We start from the raw sequence: 13,308 nt of genomic DNA, 5'->3' as shown, positions 1-13,308 counted from the left end.
GTAAACCACGCCAAGCCCTCTAACTTCCAAAAGTTTCTTTGGAATGCCGTTAGAAAGGGCTGCATCTTTCGATATTATTGTAGAATGAGAGTAGCTCTAATTTGTTTTCTTAGTGTTCGAGATTATTAATATTATGGCGAACTCATCACCATAATCTAATCTCAGCTAATAAAAAATTTTAATTTCTCATTCGCAGTTATATTTGTTGTTAAAGAACTGATTATTTGCCGCAGCGAGTTTTTCTTTTTGAGGGAAGAGGACTTCCGTCTTTTTAACTCGTTTGGCTTTGCCGGCGATTTCCCATACGGAAAAGGCCGTAAAAACCAATGTAGAGAATTGATGCGACCGGTCAAGGAAAAACGTAGATAATTCATTCGATTTTTTACGGGGAAAAAACGAGGATTTTCTAAAAAATCCCCTCTGCAATGTAAAGAAAATGCCGAACAAGAGCATACATTAGAAATCTATAAAATATTTCCAAGTAGAGTAAGGGCCAGCTACTCTCCTTCTTTGTAGGAACTCCAACAAGATATCGATCAAAAAAGGGAATTGTGCAAATTACAAAAGTGTGCTAAGGCGGTTTTTGTAAGGAAAACGGGTACCACCGACCCGGCCCCCACCCAAAGAGGGTGGGGATTTTCTTTTCCAACTTTAGAATATGGATTCCGCGTTCAGGAAAGATATTAAATCAAAAGATCCGATCCGTCTAACCGGGGTTATTTAGATTGGTCGGCCAATAAAGCAAGAAGTAGGAACAAGGGAAAAGATAGAGTAAAGTTTTTCATGTGTGTGGATTTCCAATATACAGTTTTATTTTTTAAAACGATTTTTTAATTATCTATGAAGCATTAAGATTCTATAATGCGATAGCGATGCGAAGTGCTTTAGTCCGGGCTTCGCCCGGATGAGCGCGAGCGAACACATAGCAGCGCGACTCCCGCGAAGCGGGAGGATCGCCCAAAACTTGGATCAATCAATCGCAGACCTGTAAAGATCCGCTATTCTGAAAAGAATAGATGTCTCCGTCCTCGAGCCCAATTGCCCATCCATTTGTATCGAAGAACATATTGGTTCCTCCAATACTAATACTACTAGGGCGCTTATTTCCAGGGTCATACGAATAATTCGCACTGATCCCATCTACGTCCAAAGGAAATCCGTTTAAGTCATAATCTCCATAAACTCGATCGTTAGAGTCAATCGCGTTGAAAGCAGATACTAGGCGGTGAGCAAAGTCATACGTGTATATAAAATTATACGAAATGTTGGTCGGGTTGGAAGCACTCACAGTCTTATTCCTAAGAAGTCCTCTTTGAGAAGGGAAAAACCCAAAACCTTGACCCCCACCACCAGGAGGATTTACGACTCCCAATAATGCACCTTCGATAGAAGAATATGTTCTGTATTGAATGCTCGGCCCATCGCTGCAGATATATGTTTTACCCGAGACAGAGCAACTAAACTCTACGAGAGGATCTCCACCGGAATCAAATACGGTGGTATTTTTCGGAAAGTTCATACATTTCTTATTTAATAGCAATGCAAGAACAGCATTCTGATCATCTGATGAGCCATCACAATTTGCGAATATTATAAGAGGGAGAAGTAACCCTAAAGCGTAAATTTTCATATATAGATCCCTGAACAATTTGGTAAAAAACTTTTTTAGTTTCAACCAACCGGGATTCTAACATGGGTGGGCTTAGGGAACAAGATCGGCTTCTACTAGGAATTATTCCATTTCTTAGTAGAAATACCGAAAGGTTATAACCCCCTCACGGATTCTCGTAAAGGAGGATTGTCTATCTTCGGATCAATAGTCTTCCTCCATTTCTGCAGAATAGTTTTCTCCGATCGAAAACGCACAAATACGGGATATATGGGTATATGATAAGCCAGTTTCGTCGGCCCAAGTATTAAATTGTTTTTGGATTGCTGCCAGATCTTTTTTGGATTTTCCAGTCGAAGACAAAGGAAGACCTACATCACGTAAACATAATATAACGTCGGAAGATAGGATAAAAGAATCCCTTCCTATAAAGCGCAGGAAATATTGGCCGGTATTACCTCCTAATCTTGAACCACGTTTGGAAAGAAAATCCAAAAGCCCGACCTGATCCTGGATAGGCCAATCCGCCAGAAATTTTCCGAAACTACCATGTTCCTGGGCAATTTCCACGACAAACTGTGCATTCTTTCTTACCGATGAGATCTTTTGTGCATTACGTATGATTTTTTCATTCGATCCTAAAGCATCCCAAAATCGGTTCGGTTGTTTCAGTAATTTTGTAGGATCGAATCCTAAGAACACTTCTTCAAATCCTGGCCATTTATTTTCCACGACCTTCCAAACAAAACCGGCGGAGAATACTCGTTTTGCCATCTCACTGAGTACACGATCATCGGAGAGACGACTCAGTTTATTTTTCGGATTTACTTTGGGAAGAAGCGATTGCAGGGCTTTTTCTCCACCTTTTCTTTTGGCTGCCCGCTTTTGGATCTTGTCAAAAGAGCTCATTTACACTCCTAAACATAAACGATAAGATCATAAAATAAAATACCGGTGAAAAGTACGAATTTACTCAGCAAAGGAAAAATTCAATCAGCTGTCACATCCCCACACTTCGAGCGTCTTTCTTTTAAAAGAGGAAACAAATGAACGCAAGATTCAATTACGCCAAAGTATATCCCCAAGTTTTGGAAAAAATGATGGAGATGGAAAACTTTGCTAAAAGCTCAGGGATCGACATCAAACTTTATGAGTTAATCAAGATCCGAGCTTCTCAGATCAACGGTTGTGCTTTTTGTATTAATATGCACACAGTGGACGCCAGAAAATTAGGAGAAGAAGAAAGAAGGATCTATCTTCTAAACGCCTGGAAAGAAGCTCCTTATTATACTGAAAAAGAAAGAGTCGCTTTGGAATTAACAGAGTATGTAACTAAAATTTCAGAGAATGGAGTTCCGGATGATCTATATGCAAGAGTTAAAGCTCAGTTCGAAGAAAAAGAGTTTATCGCGTTAATCGTAGTGATTAACACAATCAATTCCTGGAATCGAATCGCCATTTCTACCGGGATGACCGCTCCGAACTAAAACCCTAGTCTGTTTAAAACTTCATACGTACCTTTGGATCGACTTTCAATCGAAGGACGTATGAAATATTTATCAGATTCTAACAAATATTCTAATCTAATTTGGTTGCTTCTAATGTTTTCGTTAAAGATTGGGAAGTAACTTTTAATCTTTCCAAACTAGTTCTGAGTTTTTCAGTAATCTCAGACATCTCCATGGATCTTTTGCTTAAATATTCTATCCCGTTCAGGATCTGCTTTGCTCCATTCGATTGTTCTAATGTAGAATTTTTCATTTCTTTAGCAAGATCGCGGATATGTTTATTCTTATCTTCCACTTCGGTGGAGAGACTTTTTTGTTTATCTACCGAATCCCCTACTTGAGCTAATGCTTCTCCAATGGAACCAATTCCAGAAGTCAATTCACGGAAAGCTTGGACTAATTCTCCGAATTTTTCCGAACTTGTGTCGGAAGCTTCTCCCAAGGCACCGATCTGTTTTACGATCTCTTTTGCATTTCGAGAAGAAGAATCAGCAAGTTTACTCACTTCCTCAGCAACTACTGAGAACCCTTTTCCTGCTTCTCCCGCTCTCGCCGCTTCAATTGCTGCGTTCAAAGAAAGTAGATTTGTCTTTCCAGCGAGATCCTGGATCACTACTAAAATTTTACTAACTTCTTGGACTGTACCTTTAAATTGAGAGAATACATCTAACGCAACTCGTACTGTGCCCTCACCTTCTATCGCTGTGGCTGCTGAACCTTCTCCCAAACTTCTGGCAAAAGAAACTGCCTCGAATACTCGGACCATTTGATCTTTCCACTTGTCTATAGAAGTAGAAGTATCATCTCCAAATTCATCCTGTTGTTCAGCCATTTTTGCAATGGATTCTATACTTGCTCCCATCTCTTCCAAAGTGGCGGATGTTTCCTCTACCATACTCGCCAGATCGCGGCTGCTATCCTCGTTTGCCCTCGCTACATCTTCTACATCTATTAAAGATTTACGAAGTTCTTCTGCTACTGTTTCGGAACTTTGTAGGATTTCCTTTGCAGAAGTATAATTTCTTATGGCTCTTTCTTCTGCGTTTTGGGCTTCTTCCACCAATCTTCTCACAAACTTAGTTGCATAAGAGATAGTAACTCCGAACGCGAATAAAAATACCCCCATCAAAATTACAAGGGGAGATCTCAATCGGATCATTCCATCATAGCCCATGGTAAGGAGTTGTGGGTTTAGAATGGTGAGTGCCATCGCCATCGAAGTGAATTGCACTGCTAAAACTGTAGAGGTGATAAAAGTAAATCTAGGATTGAACCTGAAAATAGTCCCTGCTAAAATTAAAAAATAGATCCCATAGTTAGCCGGACTCAAAATCCCATTCGGTTTCCATTGGTCTTCTGTTCCGAAATATCCGACCTGCACGATCGCATAACCTATAAATTCCATGAATACTGTCGCGTATTTCAGCCAAGGTCTGTAACCGAAAAACTTCATTACAAAAATGGAAAAGAAGATGATGAAGGAATAAGCTATAATCCCGCCTATATAATAACCTAAAACCGCTTGGATCCCGCTTTTCCAAACAAGTCCGAATGCAGTTCCGAAAATAAAAACTATGGTTAAAAAAATCCGCAGATAATTTGCGGCAACTTCCCCTTGGCGCTCCAATTCCAAATTTCTATTCATTATTCCTCGGTTAGGCGGTTTTAGTTTTCCGCCCAAAATCGCTTCAAATCGACCGAGTGTCAAGCAGGGATATTATGCAGATCTAAATTAGAAGAATTAAAAGTCGATTGGGACCATCAAAGCAAGTTCAAGCGTGCTCATGTGGATCGTATATCCTGAATCTTTGAACAACGGTCCATGCCAACTTAGCCTGGCTTTTACAAATCCGAATTTAGGAGTTTCTACATAGATCATATAAGCGAAAACTTGTCTGTCCTTAGCATTGATACTTGTCCTAGACAATGCGCTCAAAGCCAATAACTCCAGAGGAGTATACTTATCTTGCAAATTTGCATAAACTAAAATTGATATTATATCGGTAGAAAAATGAGTGCCCTGGCTTGCGAGATATGCCCCCATCAATTCTAAATTATTTCCTTGGCTTAAATTTAATAAAAGATAATTGAATACGGGATCTCCTCTTCTCATATCCACTAGGCCGGAACTTAATTGTATAAAACTCAATGTGTTAAGAAATGTATCCCTGTCCCCCATTGCTCCATACATTTTCCCGATCGTTTCTCCCGGATCCCTAAAGTCTACATTCCCTCTCATTCTCATATCTGCGAGCCCGAAACCAAAACCCATACGAAATCCATCCACTTCCGGATTTCCCCAATAAAACGTAGGTATTATATAATTATAATCTACTTTTACATTAGTTCCTAAATCTGCTGTAACTGAATTTTTATCATTCTTCCCGGAGCTACTGCTGCTGCTACTCGAAGAAGAGGAACTTGAATCGGAGGATGATCCTGTATCGGGAGCAGGAACAGAATAAGATTGTTTATCGAATTCTTTTCTGGCTGAATGGAAGAGAAATTGAACTCCAAATGCTTCGTTTATCTTATAATCCTTACTTCTGATATCAAAAAAGAAATTCGGCCTCTGAGATTCCGTAGTCATCGCAGCAGATCTTCCTCTTCCACTGATATCTAGATCGGAAATAATATCGTAACTTCCCCCCGGTTGTATGGAGAAAAATTTGGCTTTAGGAGTTTTAGGAACACCTAAGTCCCTATCGAACTTATTTGCCTTTTGTCCAGAATCATAATGGTCCCTGATCTCTTTTAAAACATCCTCATCCAAATCTGTTTTTGAAGGAGAAGCGAAAATGTGGACTGGAAATAAGATACAGAATAAAAGTAAAAAAGAAAATTTTGCCTGGATGTTTCGCTTCATGTATATAAAGAAGAATATTGCTTCTTTCAATCTAATCTGAGTCAACTAACAAAACGGATTGAATAAGTAATGCTATCATTTAAGATGGAACCAATGGATTGGAGATTTAGATCATTAATTATATTTATTATATCCTTCCTAAGCTTAGCTTGCCTAAAAACATTTCCAGTATTGGAAGAACCAGCACCAGGTGAAGAAGGTTTAGTCGCTTTTGGGCTAATCGTCGCCAAAGGTGGTATCTCAAACGGGATATTCAGAGGAATAGAAGAATCCATTTCGAAAGAAACATATATCTCTTCTGTTGCAGGTGCCAACTTTCGCATCAACTTAGAAGATTTAGGCAAGGAAATGGAAGGGGACGGGAATTACAGATTTTTATGGGTCCAAAAATTACAATTGGGCAAATCAGAAGAAGGAGTTCCTAGATATTTCGTAGTCACCAGACTTCCGCAAAATCAATCCCTAGTATTAGACAGCGCCTCTTATACTTACACAACTACCCACACTTATACAACCGTAAACAAATACGGCCATGTGCAGACTCATACATATACAGTTCTTCATTCCAATTCCATCCGAATAGAATACGATCCATTAGAAAAATCTAAATTTTCTTTTTCCAATCCAGGAGGATTAGAGATACGATTTATAGGAAATTTCATCGCCCACCCAAAAGGTATAAATTTATCTTTTGGAGGTCCTTATACAGGCACTTATGTTCTAACAAACGTAGATACATATCTGAAAGAAAATCCTGATTCGGCTTCCGTTTTTAAAAATAGATTTTATGGCAAAGAAGAAGTAAACGAAAAAGGTGCGGAGATCCATTTTCTAAAAAGATTTATCAAAGAAAATCGATCTCGTTATTGGCAGGATATCGCTATCAAAAAACTTTTTAGATTGGATCCGAAAACAAAAGAAGCCGTGATCAAAGCAAAGATCAGAATTCCTGCTCAGGACTTAAGTTCCGAAAATCCTGTCCAACAAAATTAAGGTTTAGAGATCAGAGTATTGATCGTTCCACTAAAACCCGTTAATAAGATCGTCCAAGAAGAAGGTTCTAATCCTGTTTCGGAATACACTATTCTTCCTGACCTCCCAGCACCTACGAATTGTTTTACGTAGGAATTATAAGTCACACTTAAAAAATCAGGCATTCCATTATCATAAGTGCAACTCCCGAGAGATTCGTAAGGATTCCAATTGGTTCCTCCATCCGTGGAGTTCATCCAAGTGCAAGCATCGCCCAACGCAACTATCAGATTTCCTTTATATGCAGCGGAATTTAATAATATGCCATAGGTGCCTAAAATTTCATTTGTGACAACTTCCACCCAATCACCGCCGGACAATTTTCGATTCACATAGTTTGCGCTATCACCTTGTCCGAAAGTAAATCTGGAATGATTTGGTCCCCCATAAAACCAGGATGTATTCGGATTATAATTGGGAGGAGAACTTGGAAACTCTGCATATCCCATATAACCCGGAAGATCAGTATCCGCCACCCAAACCCCGGAAGAAGAATTATATTTTAAGATCGCATCGGAATAAGAACCTGTTTCTCCCGAGCATCTGGCGACTCCATTGTCTATTTCCAAATAACAGGTAGTTATAAGACCACCATCCACCGTTGGAGTCGGTCCTAATTTTCTGAATGCCCAGTTTATTCCATCCAAACTGACTAGTCCGTAATAGTCTTCGTTTGCACCGGTACCCATCTTATGACCGGAAGTGAAGAATAATCCAACACCTCCCACAGCACCGTATACGACAGACCTAAGAGGAGTATTAGAATAACTTGATGGACTCGGAGTCGGGCAAGTATGTCTTACCCAATCCACACCGTTTGCGCTACTCCATAGTCCACAATTATTCGCATTAGTTTGATAAGTGCTTGTCAAAGTCCCGACTGCCACCCATCTTCCATTTCCCTGAGCCAATCCATAGATCACTCCGCCGGAACAACCTGTAAACGGAGTGGAAGCGCCTTGCGAAATATTCCAACTGATCCCATCATCAGAAGTAAAAAGAGAACAATTGTCTCCAGCGGCCATATACTCCGGCCCTGCGTCTCTCCCGCTGTTAATCGCTACGGACAAAGTAATGTCCATGAGAAGGCCGACAGGAGATTTTGCGGAATCTATATCGATTGATTTTGCCTGATTGCAAGCCCAGAAAGAGAAGAAGAATAGAACGAAATAAATACGCTTCATGGCAAGGTACTCCCAGCCTCTATTCTACAAACCAGAGTCTAAAAACTTGCTAAATTTTCACTCAAATGAGGGATAGAACAAGCTCTAAAACTTTTTTTCTCGACCCAATAGTTCAGCTAACAGAACACCTGTGAGCACAAAACTACATCCGATCAAACCGGTTGCATCTAATCTTTCTTCTAACGTAAAATAGGCAAGAATCGCGGAGAAGACCGGCTCTAAAGAAAATATAAGCCCTGCTCTTGTAGGAGAGATCCCTTTTTGGTATTTTGTTTGTAAGAACGTAGTTCCTACGGACGAGATCAAACCATTATAAAATAAAGCCGGCATTACCCTCGAATCCATTTTGATAAACAAAGGTTCGAACTCTGTCCAATGTAAGATGAATGCCAAAAGAAAAGCAAATACACTGGTCACCAATGTTTGGGACAAAAGAAGAATGTCCAAAGGACAGGACTTACTAGCTTTATCCACATAGATAATATAAAGAGAAAAGAAAAACGCTCCGCCTAAAGTAAGAACATCTCCTAGATGATAAGATATTATAAATTTATGATCTTCTCCCACCGACTCGGCAGAAAGGAAAAATAAACCGAACATTACTACGATCACTCCGAGTAAGTTCCCTGAGCTTGGCATACGTTTTAAAAATAAAGTTTGTAAGATCGGAGTGATAACAACCAAGGTCCCGGTCAAAAATCCGGACTTGGTAGCGGTCGTGTATTTTAATCCGATCGTCTCGAAAGCAAATCCCATAAACATCCAGAAGCCCAATAGGAATGCCAAGAAGTATAAAGATTTATTTGTTTTCCAATCCGGATAAGAAACCGGGTTCTTTCTATTTTTAAGAAGAATATAAATTACAAAAACAAATGTTGCGATCGCAAATCGGATCCCTATAAACAAACAGGAAGAAATGGATACTAAACTTAGTTTTGTAGCGGAGAAGGTTCCACCCCAAATCAAGGTACAAAAGATTAAGGCAGCCTCGTTTTTATATCTGTTCATCCTATTGAGCCGGGGCCTTCTTCCTTAAAACTATATCAACCGCTTTCCAAGATCTCCAAGTAGTTCCTTCCCAGTTAACGGTTTCATATCCTTCTTTTTCGACTTTTAACTTAATACCGCGGATACCCGGAAAGGATTGGAAGAACATACCATCTTCTTTACGAGATGTCCTCACTTCTCCATGGTAAAAAAGAAGCTTATCAAATTTGATATTTGCCACTAATGGACTCCCATGTTCGTCCTTGATCTTGAAGTAAAGTTTACTTCCATCCGCAATTTCTTCCAAAAGGATCGTCCAAGCAGGCCTCAAAGATTCTACAATTTTAGGAACATCCGAATAAGGCGGATTCAAATGAGAAGATTCTATTAAATAAGCAAGAGTTCCGTATTTAAAGAAATAATAATCTTGGTCTACTCCATCCACACCGTAGATATTTTTTTTAGCGCTGAAATTGTGATTTGGATTTTTACTCTCTACGGAAGAAGCGATTCTTTTTCCCAAACTCCAAACCAGATCGGGTTCCGGATTAGAAGTCCCATCTATCGTATACGGAACTAAGATACAATTCGCAAATGCATGATAACTGATAGAAGCGGCAAACCTCTCCTTCTCCGCTAAATTCATCATTGCTTGTGTTTCAGGTTCAGAGCCTGCATAAGGTCCTCTGAAAAATACACTATTAGATACGGAAGAAGTTTGATTTGATTTTGTCTTTCCCCAGAAGAATGGATAGTTACGATTGATATCCACTCCTGGATTATCTTTTTCAGTTACCTGTCCCCAACCTGGATATCCGTTCTTTCTTCCCATAGACATATTCTCATGCCAAAACACACGAGAACCGTCCGGGTTCACGATTGGGACTACCCAGATCTTCAACTTTGCAAAAATATCGGAATACTTCTTCTTATGAGCTAAAAGTTCATAGATCACATCATAACAATGTTCCACAGAAACAACTTCGTTGGAATGATGTGCACAATTGAATAGAACTGAAATTTTATCTTCATCCGGGATATTCGTATCAGTGAGTAAGATCGCGGGGATCTCTCTTCCTCTAGCCGATTTTCCGATTATCTTATACTGAGAATGTTTCGGAAAAAGTTTATGCACCCAGAATAGATAATGAGAATTTAATATATTATCCTTATAACCTTTTTTGATATCCGCTAATGCAAAGATGGATTCTGATAATGAATCCTGGTAATTTCCGGAATAATATTTGAAAGGCATCCCTTTCGCGATATTGATCCCTTCTTTAGGAAAACCGTAAGCCTTCAGTTTATCCCTGTGGATCACCGCATAACTATGATCCTTCTCTATAAATGTATAAGGAATTTCCCAAGAGGTGACCTTCTCAAATTCCTCTCTGGCGTTTTTATCAATTTTTAAAAGAATAGAGATAGCCCCATCGTTCAATGGGCGAGAAGGAATGGTTTCCCTAAGAATAGAACAGGAAACTATATAAGAATAAAATAAGAAGCCGAGTAGAAAGACCCGAAAGAAGCCCGTCACAGTTTAAATTTCGGAAAACGAATCGGAAAGAAAAGAAAGAATTCAGTTATTGAAAGGAATAATTATAAACTTAAGGAAAGAAGAAAACGGTTTAAACTCGGGAAAAGGCGAACCCTTCCCCGAATCAAATGATCTGAAGATTATTTTTTCTGCCAGAATTGGGAGCGACCAATCAGAGAGAATCCGATATAACCACGGACTTCTAATTTTTTTCCGCCCTCGGTTGCTTTTAGGCTACATTTATACCAAGTTCCGTCATTTGGATCTAAAATACGTCCGCCGGTCCATTTGTCCCCGTCAGCTCCTAATCCTTTGATGATAACCATTCCTAGGATAGGTTTATCTTTTTCAGGTCCGTCACATTCGGTACAACGAGCAGGTTTTCCATCTTTATCATTTGGATCGATAAGGCTTAGGATCTTTCCGAAAATTTTTCCGTCCTTCTCATAGATCTCAACTGTAGATTCTTCTTTCGTTCCAGCATCGTTGAATGTTCTCCATACTCCCGTAACAGGAGCAGGATCTGCGGAAAGACTGAATGCTCCCGCAAAAAATAATACGAATAAGAATATTGCGCCCGTTCTCTTCATCAAATCACCTCGTTAAAATAGAAATAAAACGGGGAGAATCCTCCCCGCTACTTGGAATTTTATTTTTTAAGCCAAGTTTGAGTTCTACCGATCAATGAAAAACCGATGAACCCTCTAACGTTCAATTTAGCACCACCGTCAGTGGCTTTTAGTTTGCATTTATATGTTTTGCCGTTGTTCGGATCCATGATGGTTCCGCCGGTATACTCGTCATCATCTAGACTCAAACCTTTGATAATAACAAGACCGATAACCGGTTTGTCTTTATCTGCACCTTCACATTTGGTGCAAACTTTTGGTTTGCCATCTTTATCCAAAGGATCTCTTAAGCTAGCAATCTTTCCATAAATTTTGCCACCTTGCTCGTAGAGTTCTACTACGGACTTTTCTTTACCGTCTTCGTCATCTATAGTCTTCCATTTTCCGACTACTGGAAGCGCATCAGCAAATACAGATTCGCCAACTAAAAACGCCGCCAAAACGACAAATAAAACGAGTGATTTTTTCATTTTTGATTAACCCCTTAACGTTTGTATTGAAATCGGTTATATTTAGTCTTCTTTGGAACCTAGCAAGCAAACTATTCTTTGAACCATTTTTTTTGCTCAAAAACCCGAATTTTGTAATAAAGAGATAGGGTTTTACGCAAAAACATGCAGTCTTATAGGTTAATCTAGTAGAGAACCCAGGTTTTTTCCCGTTTTTACAGAGTATTTATTATGATTTTGAATCGTTTTCTCCCCTATTTGAGAGTATTTCTATCTGTCCTTATTTCTGTTTTCTTTCTATTTTATTGCTCTCAGGAAGATAAAAGTTCCAAAGCAAACGATTTGGTCGCATTATCCTTACTTACGAATAGGGACCAAATTGCAGAGGCTTTAAGTTCGGCTATGGATCCAGTATCCGGTTCCATGGAAGGTTTAAGCGGAGAAGGTGCATCAGTTGCAATCCGAGGAAATCAAATCGGTTGGCCGGAAAGGATCAGCTCTTTAGGACATCGACTTTGGAATAAAGGACCTGATTTCGGAGAACTTGAAGCTTATAATTTTTCATTCAACTGTTGGGGAGGAGGAAATTACTCCAGACAAGTAAACTCTACGGATGCAAACGCGTACGACTTCTTAGATTATATTTTGGATGGAAACGATCCTTCTTCTTCTTTCTTAGTTTCTAAAGAATTTGGGAATTGCAGATTTTTACCTTTTAGCAATTGGGTAATCGATGGGCTAACTGAAAATATTTGGAGCAATCTTTCCGCTTCTTCTCCATTCGTACAAAACGGTACGAATCTGAAAATTGGAGTAAATCGTACCATCGAAAACTCATTCCAAGGAGTTTCAGTAAAGGTGACCGGAACAGGCGCACCACTTTCTTATGCTGCGGGAACTCCAACAACCAATCTAGCTTACTCTTTGACTTGGAATAATATTCTCACTGGAACTTCTCCTGGAATTTCTTCTTATTCGCAAGACGTTTCCGTTTTGAGAGAAGGTTACTCCGGATCGAATCTTATCTTTTCTCACCAGGTTTCTTCTTTGAGTTCTCTACAGTACGGAGCGGATAGAAGCGACTCTAATCCTTTATCCTGGTACCGACTCTGGAGTGCGGGTTCCTTACAAGTAGTCCATGTAGAGAAAAATTTCACATTAACACTTTCAGTAGATGAACCTGTGAAATGGAAATACATAGATTGTCTTCCTAGAGCAGGAAAAGTATCCTTCACCTTGGCTGGGGATCTGACTGGGACAGGAACCATCTCCTTCTCCGGTGGCTCCGGCTATTACGTTTACACTATGACTGATTCCAACGGGAACAATTCTACTGAACAAGGAAGTATAGATTTTTCCTCTTGTAGCGTTCCACTTTTTATCCTGTAAAAATTTCCGGTCAAAAACTTTTGAATTAGGGAAGAAGGTCCTTTCTTCCCGATCAATTTTTCTCTTGCATAAGAACCTACCCGGTCGAATCCTCTTGGGAAAGGATTCTTCCAGGTTT

Annotated in this window: 12 protein-coding genes; 3 read left to right on the top strand and 9 right to left on the bottom strand. The window is 39.5% G+C overall.

Translation table 11 applies throughout. The features are described 5' to 3' along the window. Positions 1–973: 973 nt before the first annotated feature. Positions 974–1,630: a hypothetical protein gene (locus tag EHO65_RS19595; RefSeq protein WP_135776224.1), complete on the bottom strand. Its 657-nt coding sequence runs from the start codon at positions 1,628–1,630 to the stop codon at positions 974–976. Positions 1,631–1,813: 183 nt separating this feature from the next. Beyond that, positions 1,814–2,518, bottom strand: coding sequence for a DNA-3-methyladenine glycosylase I (locus EHO65_RS19590; RefSeq protein WP_135776223.1), 705 nt, complete (start codon positions 2,516–2,518; stop codon positions 1,814–1,816). Between the two features lie 137 nt (positions 2,519–2,655). On the opposite strand from EHO65_RS19590, the gene EHO65_RS19585 reads away from it, so the two are divergent. Next, positions 2,656–3,096: a carboxymuconolactone decarboxylase family protein gene (locus EHO65_RS19585; protein ID WP_135776222.1), complete on the top strand. Its 441-nt coding sequence runs from the start codon at positions 2,656–2,658 to the stop codon at positions 3,094–3,096. Between the two features lie 91 nt (positions 3,097–3,187). Here the strand turns inward: EHO65_RS19585 and EHO65_RS19580 are convergent, their stop codons facing one another. Together EHO65_RS19580 and EHO65_RS19575 are read right to left on the bottom strand one after the other, a co-directional pair. Further along, positions 3,188–4,762 carry a methyl-accepting chemotaxis protein gene (locus EHO65_RS19580; RefSeq protein ID WP_135776221.1) on the bottom strand — a complete coding sequence of 525 codons (1,575 nt, stop codon included), beginning with the start codon at positions 4,760–4,762 and terminating at the stop codon, positions 3,188–3,190. 96 nt (positions 4,763–4,858) lie between these two features. Then, the gene (locus tag EHO65_RS19575; RefSeq protein ID WP_208744168.1) at positions 4,859–5,983 is read right to left on the bottom strand and encodes a hypothetical protein; all 1,125 of its coding nucleotides are present in this window, start codon (positions 5,981–5,983) and stop codon (positions 4,859–4,861) included. Positions 5,984–6,052: 69 nt separating this feature from the next. Between EHO65_RS19575 and EHO65_RS19570 the strand changes: the two genes are divergently transcribed. Beyond that, positions 6,053–6,976 carry a hypothetical protein gene (locus EHO65_RS19570; protein WP_135776219.1) on the top strand — a complete coding sequence of 308 codons (924 nt, stop codon included), beginning with the start codon at positions 6,053–6,055 and terminating at the stop codon, positions 6,974–6,976. Here the strand turns inward: EHO65_RS19570 and EHO65_RS19565 are convergent. The 5 genes from EHO65_RS19565 to EHO65_RS19545 form a co-directional block, all read right to left on the bottom strand. Continuing rightward, on the bottom strand, positions 6,973–8,199 hold the full coding sequence (locus EHO65_RS19565) for a hypothetical protein (protein WP_135776218.1): 1,227 nt from the start codon (positions 8,197–8,199) through the stop codon (positions 6,973–6,975). The genes EHO65_RS19570 and EHO65_RS19565 overlap by 4 nt on opposite strands. 84 nt (positions 8,200–8,283) lie before the next feature. Next, on the bottom strand, positions 8,284–9,207 hold the full coding sequence (locus EHO65_RS19560) for a DMT family transporter (protein WP_135776217.1): 924 nt from the start codon (positions 9,205–9,207) through the stop codon (positions 8,284–8,286). A 1-nt stretch (position 9,208) separates the two neighbouring features. Continuing rightward, complete coding sequence (locus EHO65_RS19555; RefSeq protein ID WP_135776216.1) at positions 9,209–10,723, bottom strand: M14 family zinc carboxypeptidase; 1,515 nt, start codon at positions 10,721–10,723, stop codon at positions 9,209–9,211. 140 nt (positions 10,724–10,863) lie between these two features. After that, a complete protein-coding gene (locus EHO65_RS19550) occupies positions 10,864–11,313 on the bottom strand; it encodes a DUF2147 domain-containing protein (RefSeq protein ID WP_135776215.1) in 450 nt (149 codons plus the stop codon). A 59-nt stretch (positions 11,314–11,372) separates the two neighbouring features. Further along, a complete protein-coding gene (locus EHO65_RS19545) occupies positions 11,373–11,822 on the bottom strand; it encodes a DUF2147 domain-containing protein (protein ID WP_135614008.1) in 450 nt (149 codons plus the stop codon). A 210-nt stretch (positions 11,823–12,032) separates the two neighbouring features. On the opposite strand from EHO65_RS19545, the gene EHO65_RS19540 reads away from it, so the two are divergent. After that, on the top strand, positions 12,033–13,190 hold the full coding sequence (locus EHO65_RS19540) for a hypothetical protein (RefSeq protein ID WP_135776214.1): 1,158 nt from the start codon (positions 12,033–12,035) through the stop codon (positions 13,188–13,190). The last annotated feature ends 118 nt before the right edge of the window (positions 13,191–13,308 follow it).

It is taken from the genome of Leptospira andrefontaineae (genome assembly GCF_004770105.1).
In the GTDB taxonomy this organism is placed as follows: domain Bacteria; phylum Spirochaetota; class Leptospiria; order Leptospirales; family Leptospiraceae; genus Leptospira_B; species Leptospira_B andrefontaineae.
Note: the sequence above shows the minus strand (reverse complement) of the source record. Positions and strands in the feature narration are given on the sequence as shown.

Coding starts and splice junctions, on each gene's coding strand:
- EHO65_RS19570 (WP_135776219.1), top strand. CDS start 6,053: ATGCTATCATTTAAGATGGAACCAATGGATTGGAGATTTAGATCATTA.
- EHO65_RS19580 (WP_135776221.1), bottom strand. CDS start 4,762: ATGAATAGAAATTTGGAATTGGAGCGCCAAGGGGAAGTTGCCGCAAAT.
- EHO65_RS19590 (WP_135776223.1), bottom strand. CDS start 2,518: ATGAGCTCTTTTGACAAGATCCAAAAGCGGGCAGCCAAAAGAAAAGGT.
- EHO65_RS19545 (WP_135614008.1), bottom strand. CDS start 11,822: ATGAAAAAATCACTCGTTTTATTTGTCGTTTTGGCGGCGTTTTTAGTT.
- EHO65_RS19550 (WP_135776215.1), bottom strand. CDS start 11,313: ATGAAGAGAACGGGCGCAATATTCTTATTCGTATTATTTTTTGCGGGA.
- EHO65_RS19565 (WP_135776218.1), bottom strand. CDS start 8,199: ATGAAGCGTATTTATTTCGTTCTATTCTTCTTCTCTTTCTGGGCTTGC.
- EHO65_RS19595 (WP_135776224.1), bottom strand. CDS start 1,630: ATGAAAATTTACGCTTTAGGGTTACTTCTCCCTCTTATAATATTCGCA.
- EHO65_RS19560 (WP_135776217.1), bottom strand. CDS start 9,207: ATGAACAGATATAAAAACGAGGCTGCCTTAATCTTTTGTACCTTGATT.
- EHO65_RS19540 (WP_135776214.1), top strand. CDS start 12,033: ATGATTTTGAATCGTTTTCTCCCCTATTTGAGAGTATTTCTATCTGTC.
- EHO65_RS19585 (WP_135776222.1), top strand. CDS start 2,656: ATGAACGCAAGATTCAATTACGCCAAAGTATATCCCCAAGTTTTGGAA.
- EHO65_RS19575 (WP_208744168.1), bottom strand. CDS start 5,983: ATGAAGCGAAACATCCAGGCAAAATTTTCTTTTTTACTTTTATTCTGT.